Here is a 13,508-nt window from a genome sequence, read left to right on the forward strand (position 1 = left end):
GTCCCGTCATGACCGAGCGCAAGCCGCCCCGTGCCACGTTCGAGTCGTGGGTCGAGACGCAGATCCGCTGCGCGTACGAGCGCGGTGAGTTCGAGAACCTCGCGGGAGCCGGCAAACCGATTCCCGGGTACGGCGGTGACGACTGGTGGGTGCGCGGTTACCTCGAGCGCGAAGGGCTGTCCGCGGACGACCTGCTGCCCGAACCGCTGCGGCTGCGCAAGGACATCGAACGGTTGCCCGAGACGGTGCGCTCGGCCCGCACCGAACGTGAGGTGCGGGACGAGGTCGCCCGCCTCAACCGGCGGGTCGCCGTGTGGCTGCGCAACCCGACCGGCCCACAGGTGCCGATCCGCCGGGTCGACCCGGACGAGGTGGTGGAACGGTGGCGGACCGACCGGGCCTCGGCACCGATCATGGACCCGGTCGTCCGCGATCAGGAACAGTGCCGGGCCCGTCGGGCACTCGCCAGTGCAGCGCTCGCGGAGGCCGGCTACGCCGAGATCCGTCGGGGCGAGGTGCGTTTCGAACGGCGACGCCGGTTCACATGGCCGTTCCGTAGACGGCGCTCGCCGGCGTGACCGTCACGACTCGAGCTTCCCGTAGTCGACCGTGAACCACCGTTCCGGGCGCATGCGGATGACGACGGCGGCATCGTTGAACGACTCGCCGACGAATGCCTCCGCCTCGGCGTCGGGCAGGTACCGGCGCACCAGGGGCCGCACGTCGTCGGCGGTGACGTCGTCCTGGAACGTCGCCGGGCCCTCGACGCTGACATAGCGGTATGGCGGCGCCTCCTGTTGTGCGCACAGACTGAATCGGCCGCTGGCCCGGATCAACCGCTCCTTGACCGTCCCGCGTTCGGTCCACACCATGACCTCGCCGCCGGGGGAGTAGGCGTACCAGACCGGGACCGCCAGCGGAGCCCGGCCGTCGCGTTCGGCGGCGATCACACCGACGTGCAGGTCGGCGAGGAACTCCTCGCGTTCGCTTTCGGACATCGTGGTCTTCGACATGCGTCGCTCCTCTCCGGTGTCTTCTCTCACGGTAGAAGTCCGGAGCGACAACTTCACGTGCTCGAGTCCCGCTCCGGTTACCGTGTGGTGTGCCTTACGCCCGTGACGAACGCCACGCCCTGGTCGAGACGATGCGCACCGTCGGACCGGACGCGCCCACGCTGTGCGGTGACTGGACGGCCCGTGACCTCGCCGCACACTTGGTGCTGCGCGAGCGTCGGATGGACGCGTCGCCCGGGATCCTGGTCCCGGCGCTGGCCGGCCATACCGAACGCGTCCAGCGCGGCATTGCTCGCAAGGAGTGGAACTCCCTGCTCGACGACGTGCGATCGGGCCCACCCGTCTGGTCCCCGTTCCGCCTGGTGGACGAGCAGGCGAACCTGTCCGAGATGTTCATCCATCACGAGGACGTCCGGCGGGCACAGTCCGACTGGACGGTGCGGACGCTGCCGGACGGTATGCAGGACAAGCTCTGGCGGATGGCGACCGGAATCGGGCGTCGCAGCTACCGCAAGTCCCCGGTCGGCGTGATCCTGGAACGCCCCGACGGCATGCGCGCGACGGTGCGCAAGGCGGGATCGAGGTCGGTGACGTTGCGCGGCGAGCCCGGCGAGCTGCTGATGCATGCGTTCGGGCGCGACGAAGTACGCGTCGCATTCGACGGAACCGCGGAGGACATCGCGGCGGTGACTGCCCTCGATCGCAGCATGTGACCCACTGCCCGGTCGTGGTGGCGAGGCACACACACGGGTGAGGCGTGTGTTGCGGATGGTCCGGATGGGGCCGTAGCGACTAACCTGACCCGTATGGCAGGTAAGACGAGCGCCCGCGGATCGAGTTCGACAGCATCGACATCGCGGACCCGTGCGCGCTCGACCTCTGCTGCCCGGGGCTCGGCCACGTCGGGAAACCGGACGTCGGCCACGCGTAAACCCGCAGGTCAGCGCAAGCCCGCGGCGTCCCGTGGATCCTCGGCCCGTAAGCCGGCGTCCCGTGGCGGCACCGGTGGGCGTCGCCCCGCAGCGAAGTCCTCGCGCGGCACCAGTGCGTTGTCCTCGGTTGGCCGGGGCATCGGCGCCGGCTGGTCGATGGTGGCCAAGGGTGTGGGTGCGACTACTCGGACGATGAGCAAGGCCACCGAGATCGAACACGGTCACCGGCGCGACGGCATCGCCCTCGGGCTGATCGCGGTCAGTGTCGTCATCGCCGGCGGCATGTGGTTCTCGGCCGGCGGACCGGTTGGGGAGTGGATCGAGTCGGCGGTGCGCGCGGTCGTGGGCGCCGTCGCGGCGGTGCTGCCGATCGTGGGCGTGGCGATCGCCGTCGTGCTGATGCGCACCGAACCCAAGCCGGAGATCCGCCCGCGCCTGATCCTGGGCTCGCTGCTGGTCGGGCTGCCCGCCGTCGGTCTGTGGCACATCGCCTCCGGATCGCCGGCCACCTCGAATGGATGGCCCGCGGGTGCCGGCGTCGTCGGATACGTCGTCGCCGGTCCGCTCACCGACGGTGTGACCGAGTGGCTGTCGGTTCCGCTGCTGCTCATGGCGATGTTCTTCGGCATCCTGCTGCTCACGGGGACCACCGTGCGCGAGGTGCCCGAGCGGCTGCGGTCGTACTTCGGCACCTCGTACGACGACGACTACGCGTACGACCACGCCGACGACCCCGACTTCCACGACGATGACGACGGTTACGGGGCCGACGACAACGACCCGAGCCTGTTCGACGCGGACGGTTACCCGGTCGACGGCGGCGCCCCGACCAAGCCGTCGCGGCGTACGCCCCGCGGCCGGCGCGGTACTCCGGAGCAGAACTACCCGACCGACGAGGTCCACGTCGACACCGCCACCGAGGTGCTCGGGCTGTGGGACCCGGGCGATCCGGACCACGCGCCTGCCGCGCCGGAACCCGCCCCCGAACCGGAACCGGAGCCCGCTCCGCCCGCCCGGCCGAAGCCCCGCGCGCGCGTCGCGCCGAAGCCCGCGCCCGAACCGGCCCCGGCTGTCGAGGAGGACGCGTTCGTCCCCGACCGGGTCGTCGAGGGCGACTATGCGCTCCCGCCGCTGTCGTTGCTGATCGAGGGCGATCCGCCCAAGCTCGGCAGCAAGGCCAACGACGCGATGATCGAGGCGATCACCGAGGTCCTGCAGCAGTTCAAGATCGACGCTGCCGTCACCGGCTACACCCGCGGCCCGACGGTCACCCGCTACGAGGTGGAACTCGGTCCGGGTGTGAAGGTCGAGAAGATCACCGCGCTGGCCCGCAACATCGCCTATGCGGTCGCGACAGACAACGTCCGGTTGCTTGCACCGATCCCCGGCAAGTCGGCCGTCGGCATCGAGGTGCCGAACTCCGACCGCGAAATGGTGCGGCTGTCGGACGTCCTCGGGGCGCCGTCCACCCGCAAGGACCACCACCCGCTGGTGATCGGGCTCGGCAAGGACATCGAGGGCGACTTCGTGAGCGCCAACCTCGCGAAGATGCCGCACCTTCTGGTCGCCGGTTCCACCGGTTCCGGTAAGTCGAGCTTCGTCAACTCGATGCTCGTGTCGCTGCTCACCCGCGCGACGCCGGACGAGGTGCGGATGATCCTGATCGACCCGAAGATGGTCGAACTCACCCCGTACGAGGGCATCCCGCACCTGATCACGCCGATCATCACGCAGCCCAAGAAGGCCGCTGCGGCGCTCGCCTGGCTCGTCGAAGAGATGGAGCAGCGCTACCAGGACATGCAGGCCAGCCGTGTCCGGCACATCGACGACTTCAACGCGAAGGTCAAGTCGGGGGAGATCACCGCTCCGCTCGGCAGCGAGCGCGTGTACCGGCCGTACCCGTACATCCTCGCGATCGTCGACGAGCTCGCCGACCTGATGATGACCGCGCCGCGCGACGTCGAGGAGGCGATCGTCCGGATCACGCAGAAGGCGCGTGCGGCGGGCATCCACCTCGTGCTGGCGACGCAGCGGCCGTCGGTCGACGTCGTCACCGGTCTGATCAAGACCAACGTGCCGTCGCGCCTCGCGTTCGCGACGTCGTCGCTCACCGACTCCCGGGTCATCCTCGACCAGCCGGGCGCCGAGAAGCTCATCGGTATGGGCGATGGACTCTTCCTGCCGATGGGCGCCGGCAAGCCCATCCGCATGCAGGGCGCCTTCATCACCGACGAGGAGATCGCGGGCGTCGTCGACTTCACCAAGAACCAGGCCGAGCCGGAGTACACCGAGGGCGTCACGGCCGCGAAGGCGGGCGAGAAGAAGGACGTCGATCCGGACATCGGCGACGACATGGACGTGTTCCTGCAGGCTGTCGAGCTCGTCGTCTCGAGCCAGTTCGGGTCGACGTCGATGCTCCAGCGCAAGCTGCGCGTCGGATTCGCGAAGGCGGGACGCCTGATGGACCTGATGGAGACCCGCGAGATCGTCGGGCCCAGTGAGGGGTCGAAGGCCCGCGAGGTGCTGGTGAAGCCGGACGAGCTCGACGGGCTGCTGTGGACGATCCGGGGCGGCGACCCGAACGCGGAGCCGTCGTCGGACTGACCGTTTTGTCCGGCCCGTTCGGGCCGAGGCGCGCTCATGTGGTTGAATGGGAAGCGCTTTGGAGGGGAGTATCCCCATTCCTGCGACAGACTCGTCAACACGAGCGGCACCGTTGCCGCTCCGGTTCTGTCGACCGGCCAGCCTCGGCGGATCGGTGGGAGAGACCTCCGGTAGTGAAACGTACCTACCGGAGGATTATCGCCGATGCATGTCTCCCCGCTCGTCTGGATCATCACGTGTCTGGTGATTCTCGGACTGTTCATCTTCGACTTCTTCGCACACGTGCGTACCCCGCATGCGCCGACGTTCCGTGAATCGGCGTTCTGGTCGGTGGTCTACATCGGTCTCGCGATCGTCTTCGGCATCTTCGTGATGGCGGTCTGGGGAACCACGTTCGGCGGCGAGTACTTCGCCGGCTTCGTCACGGAGAAGGCACTGTCGGTAGACAACCTGTTCGTCTTCGTGATCGTCATGTCGACGTTCTCGGTGCCTCGTGAGTACCAGCAGAAGGTGCTGTTGATCGGCATCGTTCTCGCGCTCGTGATGCGCGGCGCGTTCATCGCGGTCGGCGCCGCGGCGATCAACACCTACAGCTGGGTGTTCTACCTGTTCGGCGCGTTCCTCATCTACACCGCGGCCAAGCTCATCAAGGACGCCGGCCACGGACCGGAATCCGAGCAGGAACGCGAGAACAAACTGGTCCGTGCGGTCAAGCGATTCCTGCCGACGACAGAGGAATACGACGGCGACAAGCTGGTCACCAAGGTCGACGGCAAGCGGATGGTGACGCCGCTGCTGCTCGCGCTGGTCGTCATCGGGTTCACCGATGTGCTGTTCGCGCTCGACTCGATCCCCGCGATCTACGGGCTCACGCAGGAGCCCTACCTGGTGTTCACCGCAAACGCGTTCGCCCTCATGGGCCTGCGGCAGCTGTTCTTCCTGATCGGTGGCCTGCTCGAGCGCCTGGTCTACCTGTCGTACGGGCTGTCGATCATCCTCGCGTTCATCGGCGTGAAGCTGGTGCTGCACGCCCTGCACGAGAACACCCTGCCGTTCATCAACGGTGGTGAGCACGTCTCGGTGCCCGAGATCTCGACGGTGATGTCGCTGAGCGTCATCATCGGTGTCCTCGTGGTGACGGCGGTTGCGAGCCTGATCAAGACCCGAAACAGCACGCACGACAAGGACGCCGCCGACGCCGAGGCGCTCGTGGAGAAGTAGGCGGAAGACGACGGAACCCGCGGCACCGGCGTCATCGTCGATGCCGCGGGTTCGCGGGTTCGTTACTTGACGAAGACCCCGAAGACCGGGATCCACTCGCGAACGGTACGGTGCTCGACCAGGTCGCGCTTGGCGAACGGATCCTGGTCGAACAGATCGTGCACCTCGGCGGCGGTGGCCGCCTCGACCATCATGAGCGCACCGCCGCCGTCGGCGAACGGCCCGGACGAGTGGACGATGCCGCGGCGGACCAGATCGGCCAGCCACGCCCGGTGGTCGGTCCGGTGGTCGTCACGAAGTGCGGACTTCTCGGGAACGTAGGTGTACTGGACGGCGAAGAGCGGCATGATTCCTCGATCCCGGGTCTGTAAGTCGTCAGAGCGTCAGCAGCATACGGGTATTACCCAGCGTATTCGGCTTCACGTAGCTCAGGTCGAGGAACTCGGCGACACCGGTGTCGTAGGAGCGGCACATCTCGGCGTACACCTCGGCGGTGACGGGCGTGCCCTCGATCTCGGCGAAACCGTGCTTGGCGAAGAAGTTCACCTCGAAGGTGAGGACGAACAGCCGCTCGAGTTCGAGTTCGCGGGCCACCTCGACGAGCTTCGCGACAACCAGGTGGCCGGCGCCGCGGCCCTTGACCTGAGGGTCCACCGCGACGGTGCGGACCTCGCCCAGGTCGGACCACAGCACGTGCATGGCACCGCATCCGATCACCGCGCCGGCCTCTTCGACGACCCAGAACTCCTGCACCGCTTCGTACAGCGTGACGAGGTTCTTCTCGAGCAGGATCTTGCCGGAGTAGATGTCGATCAGCCGCTTGATCTCCGGTACGTCCGAGGTGCGCGCACGGCGCACCTTCATCCCTTCAGCCTTGTCCGTGCCAGCTGTCGGAGTCCCAGATGTCATGTGGTGCACAGTAGTCATAGGCGCAACGGATATTGTGAGCAGTGTGCCGCCCCGATCCATCGCCCCACGCCACGTCCCGTTCGTCTCGGGTGTGCCTGGGCGTACCGCCGGATCGGTTCGGTCATGAGCGCGCCGCGCCGCGATGTGGCCGCCGCCGCTGACACCCGTCCCGGCGAGGGGGTCGCGCCGCACACTCCGGTTCCCCTGGTCAATATCGCCAATATCCTCACGGTTCTGCGCATCGTGCTGGTGCCGGTGTTCCTCGTTGCGCTGTTCGCCGACGGCGGCCACTCGACGGTATGGCGGATCGTGGCGGCGTCGATCTTCGCGATCGCGGCGGTGACCGATCGCATCGACGGACAGTTGGCCCGCAAACACGGCCTCGTCACCGACTTCGGGAAGATGGCCGATCCGATCGCCGACAAGGCTCTCATCGGGGCCGCGCTGGTCGGCCTGTCGATGCTGGGCGACCTGTCGTGGTGGGTGACCGGCATCATCGCGGCCCGCGAACTGGGCATCACGCTGATGCGTTTCGCGGTGCTGCGGCACGGTGTCATACCTGCGGGTCGCGGCGGCAAGCTCAAGACCCTCGTCCAGACGTTGGCGATCGGCCTCTACCTGATCCCGCTCCCGGACGGTTTCGCGCCGTTCAGCGCGACCCTGATGGGCATCGCGGTGGTGCTCACCGTGGCGACCGGCCTCGACTACGTGGTCCAGGCGGTGCGGCTGCGGGCCGGGGTGAGGCGTGCGGGCGCATGACCGACCCGTTGACGGCTGCGGTTCCCGCCCGTGACGTCATCGAGGCGCTGACGCGGCGCGGCGAGACGGTCGCGACCGCCGAATCCCTCACCGCCGGGCTGCTCGCCGCGACACTGGCCGGTGTACCCGGGGCGAGTGTCGTACTGCGCGGTGGGTTGATCGTCTACGCGACCGACCTCAAGGGCACCCTGGGCGACGTCGACGCCGACGTCCTGGCCGCCGACGGCCCGGTGGCGCGCCGGACCGCGGCGCAACTGGCGGAGGGCGCGGCGCGGCGATGCGGCGCGGACTGGGGCGTCGGGCTCACCGGCGTGGCCGGACCGGATTCGCAGGACGGACATCCTCCGGGGACGGTGTTCCTGGGCGTGGCCGGACCCGACGGGACCGAGGTCACGCGCCTGGAGTTGAGTGGTGATCGGTGGGAAATTCGACTCGGCAGCGTCCGTGCGGCGGTGTCGAGTTTGCTCGAACGTCTAGCGCGATAGGGTTTCGGGAACCAGGAACATGCATTCGTGCGTTTGTAATCACGAGTGGGGTTATCGGATGAAGGAGGAGCGAGATGGCGCTGCTATTGCGTGAGGCAATCGGTGACAGTCTTCGGCGCACACGCGTTTCGCAAAGCCGAACCCTGCGCGAGGTGTCGAACAGCGCCCGGGTCAGTCTCGGATATCTGTCCGAGATCGAACGGGGACGCAAGGAAGCATCGAGTGAACTGCTGGCGGCGATCTGCGACGCGCTCGACGTCCCCCTGTCCGAGGTGTTGGTCGACGTGAGCGAGTCGCTGGCCGTCGGTGGTGTGCCGGCCGTCGGGTCGCGCGCGACCACCGATCGCGCGAGCGCCGGCGGCGACGCGTCGCCGGTGAGCGGACGCATCGCGCAGGACACGCGGGTCGTCATCCCGGCACCCTCCGCGCAGGCGCTGGCGGCCGCGTAAGCGGTGTCGGCGGTCCGCGGAAACCGATAGATTCGAAAGAAGCGATCACGAATGCACCGAACATGCCGATCGGTGACGGCGTGATCGGGCGAGCAGGTAGGGGTAGTACCCCAATTCGGTGCGTGACGGTCGCGCACCGGGTCGCGCGTCGCGCGGCGCAGCAGATGGAGGCAGGATCAACCCATGGCTAATCCTTTCGTCAAGGGATGGAAGTACCTGATGGCGCTCTTCAATTCCAAGATTGATGAGAAGGCCGACCCCAAGGTTCAGATTCAGCAGGCGATCGAGGACGCTCAGCGTCAGCACCAGGCCCTGTCCCAGCAGGCTGCGTCGGTCATCGGCAACCAGCGTCAGCTCGAGATGAAGCTGAGCCGCCAGCTCGACGAGGTCGAGAAGCTAAACGCCAACGCGCGTCAGGCCGTCACGCTCGCCGACCAGGCCGCCGCCGCCGGCGACAACGAGAAGGCGATCCAGTACACCAACGCTGCCGAGGCGTTCGCGGCGCAGCTGGTGACGGCCGAGCAGTCGGTCGAGGACCTGAAGGTGCTGCACGATCAGGCGCTGCAGGCCGCGGCTCAGGCCAAGAAGGCCGTCGAGCAGAACGCGATGACGCTCCAGTCGAAGGTCGCCGAGCGCACCAAGCTGCTGAGCCAGCTCGAGCAGGCCAAGATGCAGGAGCGCGTCTCCGACTCGCTGCGCTCGATGGACCAGACGCTCGCGGCGCCGGGCAACACGCCCAGCCTCGACGCGGTGCGCGAGAAGATCGAGCAGCGCTACGCCAACGCCCTCGGCGCTGCGGAGCTCGCCCAGAACTCCGTTCAGGGCCGCATGATGGAGGTCCAGCAGGCCAGCGTCCAGATGGCCGGTCACAGCCGTCTCGAGCAGATCCGCGCCTCGATGAAGGGCGACGCCCTGCCGTCCGGCGGAGCGGCTGCAGCCCCGGCGAAGCCCGTTGCCGCGCCGGAGACCCCTGCGGCCTCGCCGAACGGCGAGACCTCCGCGCAGTAGCACGCTCCGCGGCGAACACGAAGACGGTTCGATGAGCAACACGAGAGACGGCCGGCCCGGGAGGAAGTCCCGGCCGGCCGGCTCCGTTTTCGGTGACGGCGGGCTCTCCGCGAGCGCGGCGTCGGCCATCGACACCGCGCAGAGCGTGCTGCGGGATGTCGGCGGAACCGTCGCCGACACGATGCGGCGCCTGTCCGACCCGCGTGAGCGGATGCTCCGCAAGCGTCGTCGCGCCCGCAAGCGCGCCACTCGCTTCGGGATCGCGTCGGGGGCGGGTGTCGTGGGCACGGCGTCACTGGCGGTCGCGTCGGCACCCGACTGGACGATGGTCGCGACCGGAGGGGCCGCGGCCCTGTTCGCGATCCCCGCCGTCGTGGCGGTCGACTCCTACCGCCGACTCAAGGCCACTCCACTGCCGCCCGCCGCCGTGTCGCGGCGACCGCTCCCACCTGTGGGTTCGGCAGCGCGGGCGCCGATGGAGCGTCTGGCGCGGGCCGAGGGCAGCCTGCAGCAACTGCTGGGCGTGCTGGGCAAATCCGCGGTCGTCGACGTCGAGGAACTCGATCACACCGGGGAAACCGCCCGATCCGCGTCCGAGGCGCTGCGGTCGGTCGCGGCCGACGTCGTCGCGATGGAGAGCGCCGGTCGGTCGACGGCCGCTGCGGCCGCTCATCTGGAACAGTCGATCCGATCGGCCGCCGGGCAACTCGACGTCGGCGTCGCGCAGTACGAGGGTCTCGTCACGGCCGCGGCGAAGATGACCGCGCCGGCGCAGTCGGCGTCCTACACGGTGCTGGGACAGCAGCGCGAGGAACTGCTGTCGGCGTCCGAGCGGCTGGAGGGCTGGGCCGAGGCGCTCGGCGAGGTCGACGAGATCGACCGTCGCTTCCGCTCCTGACGTTCAGTCGTCGACACCGCGGGCGGCAAGTGCGTCGCCCATCGCCTCGGCCGTCATCAGCGCCGACACCACCACCGGGACCGCCAGCGCGCGCAGCGAGAACCCCAGTCCGCGGGCCTTCCGGGCGTCGGACACCTGCTGGACGATGCCGGTCAGGAGCGGAATGCACCGCAGCGTCATGGCGAGCACCAGACCCGCGCGTTCCGGGTTCACCCCCACGCGCCGCAGCGGGCGCAGGGCGCGACTGATCGTGTCGAGCATGTCGGTCACCCGCGTGGTGAGCGTGACGAGTGAGGCCAATGCGACCGCGATCACGATCGTGCCGCACACCACCACCGCGCGCGCCCAGCCGGTGAAGATCACCTGGAAGGCGCCGATGAACAGCAGCGCCCACAGCAGGGGCCGCAGCTGCGACAGCGCGACCCGGGCGGGGATGCGGGCGGCGGCGTAGCACGCAGCGACCATCGCGAGCGCGACGAGGAGCTGCCACGGCTGACGAACCAGGACCGTCACGGCGACGATGGCGGCCACCATCGCGAGCAGTTTCGGCCCCGGCGACATCCGGTGCAGCAGCGACGAACCGGGGGTGTAGAGGCCGAGCGTCGTCATCCGATCAGCTCGCGGTACCGGCCGATCGCGTCGGCCGGCGTGCCGTCCGCGGCGACGCGTCCGCCGTCGATCACGATCACGCGATCGAAGTCGTCGAGCAGGTCCAGGTGGTGTGTGACGACGACGAGCTGCTGCGGCAGGCCCGCCAGCGTCGAGCGCATCAACCGTGCGTTGCGCAGGTCCAGGAGCGTCGTGGGCTCGTCGGCGACGATGACGTCGGGTTCGGTCACCATGACGGCCGCGAGCGCCAGCAGCTGCTTCTGGCCGCCCGAGAGCAGATGGGTGGGATGGTCCGCGTGCCCCGACAGCCCGAAGTCGGCGAGCACCTGGGCGACGCGGTCGGCGCGTTCGGCCTTGCCCAGTGAGCTGCGGCGCAACGAGAAGGCGATGTCCTCCGACACCGTCGGCATCACGATCTGATGATCCGGGTCGGTGAAGACGAACCCGACCTGCCGGCGCACCTGTCGGCCCTTGCGGGCGGTGTCGAGGCCGTCCACGGTCACCGTCCCGGACGTCGGGGTGACCAGGCCGTTGATCATCCGGGCCAGGGTCGACTTGCCGCTGCCGTTGGCGCCGATGATGCCGACGCGGGCTTCGGTGAGCGCGAGATCGATCCCGGCGAGCACCGTGCGCTCACCGTACGAATGGTGGACGGCCTCGAACCGGATCTCGCTCATCGTGCGGGGAGGGGTCTACGCGGCGTCGACGCGGATCGGGACCGCGGGAATCCGGGATGCTGCGAGAGCGGGGTAGGCGCGGTGCACCTGGGCCGCGACCGCGGCGGCGACGACCGCCTTGAGGACGTCGCCGGGCAGGAAGGTGACGTTGGCCGCGAACGCCGCCGACACCGTCATGTCGGTCTTGATCAGCATGCCGGCGATGCCGAATGCGTACAGCACGACGATGCCGCCGAGCAGATTGATCGCGACGCCCGCCAGCACGTTGTACTTGGGCAGCATCCGGTAGCTGAGCCAGCCGATGAGCGCGGCGGTCGGCAGCCAGCCGATCAGGAAGCCGGCGGTCGGGCTGGACAGGGACACCAGCGACGTACGCCCACCGGCCAGGACCGGCAGCGCCAGGCCGAGGACGATGACCGTCAGCACCGCGAGCGTGCCCTTGCGCGGGCCGAGGAGCGCGCCCGCCAGCATGACGCCGAGGGTCTGGAGCGTGATCGGAACGGCGGAGCCGCCGATGTTGATCGTGCCGGGAAGTCCCAGTGCAATGATGAGGGCTGCGAATACCGCGATCTGGGCAAGATCGCGAGCGGTATTGCGGGGAGTGCCCTTGGGGGATGTCGGCGGCACGGCTATCGACTTCTCCTCGTGTGTCGCGGAGGGGACGGGTTTGTCCAACCTGCCGAGCTTATGTCAACCGGACTCCGGGGACCTATCCCCGTCCCACTCGGCGTATCAGGGTGAACCCCCATCTTTCCCTGATCTTGCCGATGAGCTGGTGATTTCCGAATCCGCGCATGCCACGATCTAGGGGCCGCGATCGTAGGATCGACGGTGAAGAACAAGCAGGAGGCACATCGTGTTCTGGAAGATTGTCGGCATCGTGGCGCTGGTCTGGATCGCGTTCGCGTTGATCGGAGCGGTGGTCAAGGGGCTGTTCTGGATCCTCGCGGTGAGCGCAATCGTCTTCGGGCTCTACATGCTGTTCAAGGCCATGTCGGGCAGCTCGGACACCGCCGGTAAGACCAGGCTGTAGTCAGTGGCCGCGCAGGTGGTGCTCGACGAGGTCCGCGAAAGCGCGGCCGGGTGGCGTCACCAGGCTCGGCTTACTGATCATGTGCACCGTCCGGATCGGGGCGTCGGCGATCCGGAGCATGTGCAGCGAGGGTCTGGTGACGGCGTCGGACTCGGGTAGGAATCCGACGCCGACGCCGGCCGCGGCGAGTTCGGCGACCAGCGTTGCGGACCCGGCGCGGGCGACGACCGTTCGGGGGAGACCGGCCATCGCGAAGGCGTCGTCGCTCTGCCGGCGGGCGCCGGTCCCCTCGGGGAAGTCGACGGTGGGCACCTCCGCGAGGTCGCGCAGGGTCACCGTGGTGCGACCGGCCCAGAGGTGGTCGTGGCCGACGACGGCGACGAGCTGCTCGGTCCCCAGGACGCGGGCCGTCAGATCCGCGTGGGGGCGGGTGTGCCACAGGCCGATGAATCCGAGGTCGAGGTCCCCGTTCTCGACCTGTTCGACGATCGTTTCGCTCATCGACGACGCGACGTGGACGTCGACGCCGGGGTGGGCGTCCAGGAACGCCCGGATCAGGGCGGCGAGGTCGATCTGGGTGAGGGTCGTGATCGTCCCGATCCGCAGGGTGCCGGTGACGGCGCGGCCGGTCTCCGACACCTCGCCGCGCAGTCGGTCGGCCGCCGCGAGGACCTCCCGGGCGTGGAGGACGAACGATTCGCCCGCTGCGGTGAGTTCGACCCGTCGACTGGTCCGGGTGAACAGGGGAGTGCCGAGTTCGTGCTCGAGTTGCTGAACCTGGTGGCTGAGCGCCGACTGCGCGACGTGCAGCCGGGCGGCGGCCCGCGTGAAGTGCCGTTCTTCGGCCACGGTGAGCGCGTAGCGCAGTTGTCGCAGTTCCATGCACCATCCTTGATCGTGAATCACGATTG

17 protein-coding genes are annotated in these 13,508 nt (G+C 68.6%); 10 read left to right on the top strand and 7 right to left on the bottom strand.

Annotation, left to right across the window (positions count from 1 at the left end; translation table 11 throughout):
- Nucleotides 1-8 precede the first annotated feature (8 nt).
- A complete protein-coding gene (locus ACQ5DX_RS08005; RefSeq protein WP_430332126.1) occupies nucleotides 9-578 on the top strand; it encodes a DUF1992 domain-containing protein in 570 nt (189 codons plus the stop codon).
- Nucleotides 579-581: 3 nt separating this feature from the next.
- Here the strand turns inward: ACQ5DX_RS08005 and ACQ5DX_RS08010 are convergent, their stop codons facing one another.
- Nucleotides 582-1,013: a pyridoxamine 5'-phosphate oxidase family protein gene (locus ACQ5DX_RS08010; protein ID WP_430332127.1), complete on the bottom strand. Its 432-nt coding sequence runs from the start codon at nucleotides 1,011-1,013 to the stop codon at nucleotides 582-584.
- A gap of 89 nt (nucleotides 1,014-1,102) precedes the next feature.
- Here ACQ5DX_RS08010 and ACQ5DX_RS08015 point away from each other — a divergent pair, with 89 nt between their 5' ends.
- The 3 genes from ACQ5DX_RS08015 to ACQ5DX_RS08025 all read left to right on the top strand — a co-directional run bounded on the left by ACQ5DX_RS08015 (nucleotide 1,103) and on the right by ACQ5DX_RS08025 (nucleotide 5,770).
- The gene (locus ACQ5DX_RS08015) at nucleotides 1,103-1,726 is read left to right on the top strand and encodes a TIGR03085 family metal-binding protein (protein WP_430332128.1); all 624 of its coding nucleotides are present in this window, start codon (nucleotides 1,103-1,105) and stop codon (nucleotides 1,724-1,726) included.
- A gap of 93 nt (nucleotides 1,727-1,819) precedes the next feature.
- On the top strand, nucleotides 1,820-4,549 hold the full coding sequence (locus ACQ5DX_RS08020) for a DNA translocase FtsK (RefSeq protein ID WP_430332129.1): 2,730 nt from the start codon (nucleotides 1,820-1,822) through the stop codon (nucleotides 4,547-4,549).
- A 204-nt stretch (nucleotides 4,550-4,753) separates the two neighbouring features.
- Nucleotides 4,754-5,770 carry a TerC family protein gene (locus tag ACQ5DX_RS08025; protein WP_430332130.1) on the top strand — a complete coding sequence of 339 codons (1,017 nt, stop codon included), beginning with the start codon at nucleotides 4,754-4,756 and terminating at the stop codon, nucleotides 5,768-5,770.
- A 62-nt stretch (nucleotides 5,771-5,832) separates the two neighbouring features.
- On the opposite strand, the gene ACQ5DX_RS08030 is transcribed toward ACQ5DX_RS08025, so the two are convergent.
- Both ACQ5DX_RS08030 and ACQ5DX_RS08035 read right to left on the bottom strand, forming a co-directional pair.
- Nucleotides 5,833-6,117, bottom strand: a complete 285-nt coding sequence (locus tag ACQ5DX_RS08030) for a YciI family protein (RefSeq protein WP_430332131.1) — start codon at nucleotides 6,115-6,117, stop codon at nucleotides 5,833-5,835.
- A gap of 28 nt (nucleotides 6,118-6,145) precedes the next feature.
- On the bottom strand, nucleotides 6,146-6,634 hold the full coding sequence (locus tag ACQ5DX_RS08035; protein WP_430335579.1) for an amino-acid N-acetyltransferase: 489 nt from the start codon (nucleotides 6,632-6,634) through the stop codon (nucleotides 6,146-6,148).
- Between the two features lie 168 nt (nucleotides 6,635-6,802).
- Between ACQ5DX_RS08035 and pgsA the strand changes: the two genes are divergently transcribed.
- The 5 genes from pgsA (at nucleotide 6,803) to pspM (ending at nucleotide 10,278) form a co-directional block, all read left to right on the top strand.
- A complete protein-coding gene (gene pgsA, locus ACQ5DX_RS08040) occupies nucleotides 6,803-7,438 on the top strand; it encodes a CDP-diacylglycerol--glycerol-3-phosphate 3-phosphatidyltransferase (protein ID WP_430332132.1) in 636 nt (211 codons plus the stop codon).
- Nucleotides 7,435-7,923: a CinA family protein gene (locus ACQ5DX_RS08045; RefSeq protein WP_430332133.1), complete on the top strand. Its 489-nt coding sequence runs from the start codon at nucleotides 7,435-7,437 to the stop codon at nucleotides 7,921-7,923. Before pgsA ends, ACQ5DX_RS08045 begins: the two co-directional genes overlap by 4 nt.
- A 74-nt stretch (nucleotides 7,924-7,997) precedes the next feature.
- Nucleotides 7,998-8,372, top strand: a complete 375-nt coding sequence (locus ACQ5DX_RS08050) for a helix-turn-helix domain-containing protein (RefSeq protein WP_430332134.1) — start codon at nucleotides 7,998-8,000, stop codon at nucleotides 8,370-8,372.
- Between the two features lie 183 nt (nucleotides 8,373-8,555).
- Nucleotides 8,556-9,380, top strand: coding sequence for a phage shock protein PspA (pspA, locus tag ACQ5DX_RS08055; protein ID WP_430332135.1), 825 nt, complete (start codon nucleotides 8,556-8,558; stop codon nucleotides 9,378-9,380).
- 127 nt (nucleotides 9,381-9,507) lie between these two features.
- Entirely contained in the window at nucleotides 9,508-10,278 is a 771-nt protein-coding gene (gene pspM / locus ACQ5DX_RS08060) for a phage shock envelope stress response protein PspM (RefSeq protein WP_430335580.1), read from the top strand.
- A 3-nt stretch (nucleotides 10,279-10,281) separates the two neighbouring features.
- Here pspM and ACQ5DX_RS08065 read toward each other — a convergent pair whose 3' ends face one another.
- The 3 genes from ACQ5DX_RS08065 to ACQ5DX_RS08075 are packed head-to-tail and all read right to left on the bottom strand — an operon-like array spanning nucleotide 10,282 to nucleotide 12,191.
- Nucleotides 10,282-10,887, bottom strand: a complete 606-nt coding sequence (locus ACQ5DX_RS08065) for an energy-coupling factor transporter transmembrane component T family protein (RefSeq protein ID WP_430332136.1) — start codon at nucleotides 10,885-10,887, stop codon at nucleotides 10,282-10,284.
- A complete protein-coding gene (locus ACQ5DX_RS08070; protein WP_430332137.1) occupies nucleotides 10,884-11,564 on the bottom strand; it encodes an energy-coupling factor ABC transporter ATP-binding protein in 681 nt (226 codons plus the stop codon). Before ACQ5DX_RS08070 ends, ACQ5DX_RS08065 begins: the two co-directional genes overlap by 4 nt.
- Before the next feature lie 15 nt (nucleotides 11,565-11,579).
- The gene (locus ACQ5DX_RS08075; RefSeq protein ID WP_430335581.1) at nucleotides 11,580-12,191 is read right to left on the bottom strand and encodes a biotin transporter BioY; all 612 of its coding nucleotides are present in this window, start codon (nucleotides 12,189-12,191) and stop codon (nucleotides 11,580-11,582) included.
- 229 nt (nucleotides 12,192-12,420) lie between these two features.
- Here ACQ5DX_RS08075 and ACQ5DX_RS08080 point away from each other — a divergent pair, with 229 nt between their 5' ends.
- Complete coding sequence (locus ACQ5DX_RS08080; protein ID WP_430332138.1) at nucleotides 12,421-12,597, top strand: hypothetical protein; 177 nt, start codon at nucleotides 12,421-12,423, stop codon at nucleotides 12,595-12,597.
- On the opposite strand, the gene ACQ5DX_RS08085 is transcribed toward ACQ5DX_RS08080, so the two are convergent.
- Nucleotides 12,598-13,479: a LysR family transcriptional regulator gene (locus tag ACQ5DX_RS08085; protein ID WP_430332139.1), complete on the bottom strand. Its 882-nt coding sequence runs from the start codon at nucleotides 13,477-13,479 to the stop codon at nucleotides 12,598-12,600.
- Nucleotides 13,480-13,508 lie beyond the last annotated feature (29 nt).

It is taken from the genome of Rhodococcus sp. ACT016, from assembly GCF_050477185.1.
Lineage (GTDB): Bacteria > Actinomycetota > Actinomycetes > Mycobacteriales > Mycobacteriaceae > Prescottella.

What these genes read in the sequence shown, in the direction of transcription:
- ACQ5DX_RS08005 (WP_430332126.1), top strand. Translation starts at nt 9, where the DNA reads ATGACCGAGCGCAAGCCGCCCCGTGCCACGTTCGAGTCGTGGGTCGAG.
- ACQ5DX_RS08010 (WP_430332127.1), bottom strand. Translation starts at nt 1,013, where the DNA reads ATGTCGAAGACCACGATGTCCGAAAGCGAACGCGAGGAGTTCCTCGCC.
- ACQ5DX_RS08020 (WP_430332129.1), top strand. Translation starts at nt 1,820, where the DNA reads ATGGCAGGTAAGACGAGCGCCCGCGGATCGAGTTCGACAGCATCGACA.
- ACQ5DX_RS08025 (WP_430332130.1), top strand. Translation starts at nt 4,754, where the DNA reads ATGCATGTCTCCCCGCTCGTCTGGATCATCACGTGTCTGGTGATTCTC.
- ACQ5DX_RS08030 (WP_430332131.1), bottom strand. Translation starts at nt 6,117, where the DNA reads ATGCCGCTCTTCGCCGTCCAGTACACCTACGTTCCCGAGAAGTCCGCA.
- ACQ5DX_RS08035 (WP_430335579.1), bottom strand. Translation starts at nt 6,634, where the DNA reads ATGAAGGTGCGCCGTGCGCGCACCTCGGACGTACCGGAGATCAAGCGG.
- pgsA (WP_430332132.1), top strand. Translation starts at nt 6,803, where the DNA reads ATGAGCGCGCCGCGCCGCGATGTGGCCGCCGCCGCTGACACCCGTCCC.
- ACQ5DX_RS08045 (WP_430332133.1), top strand. Translation starts at nt 7,435, where the DNA reads ATGACCGACCCGTTGACGGCTGCGGTTCCCGCCCGTGACGTCATCGAG.
- ACQ5DX_RS08050 (WP_430332134.1), top strand. Translation starts at nt 7,998, where the DNA reads ATGGCGCTGCTATTGCGTGAGGCAATCGGTGACAGTCTTCGGCGCACA.
- pspA (WP_430332135.1), top strand. Translation starts at nt 8,556, where the DNA reads ATGGCTAATCCTTTCGTCAAGGGATGGAAGTACCTGATGGCGCTCTTC.
- ACQ5DX_RS08065 (WP_430332136.1), bottom strand. Translation starts at nt 10,887, where the DNA reads ATGACGACGCTCGGCCTCTACACCCCCGGTTCGTCGCTGCTGCACCGG.
- ACQ5DX_RS08070 (WP_430332137.1), bottom strand. Translation starts at nt 11,564, where the DNA reads ATGAGCGAGATCCGGTTCGAGGCCGTCCACCATTCGTACGGTGAGCGC.
- ACQ5DX_RS08085 (WP_430332139.1), bottom strand. Translation starts at nt 13,479, where the DNA reads ATGGAACTGCGACAACTGCGCTACGCGCTCACCGTGGCCGAAGAACGG.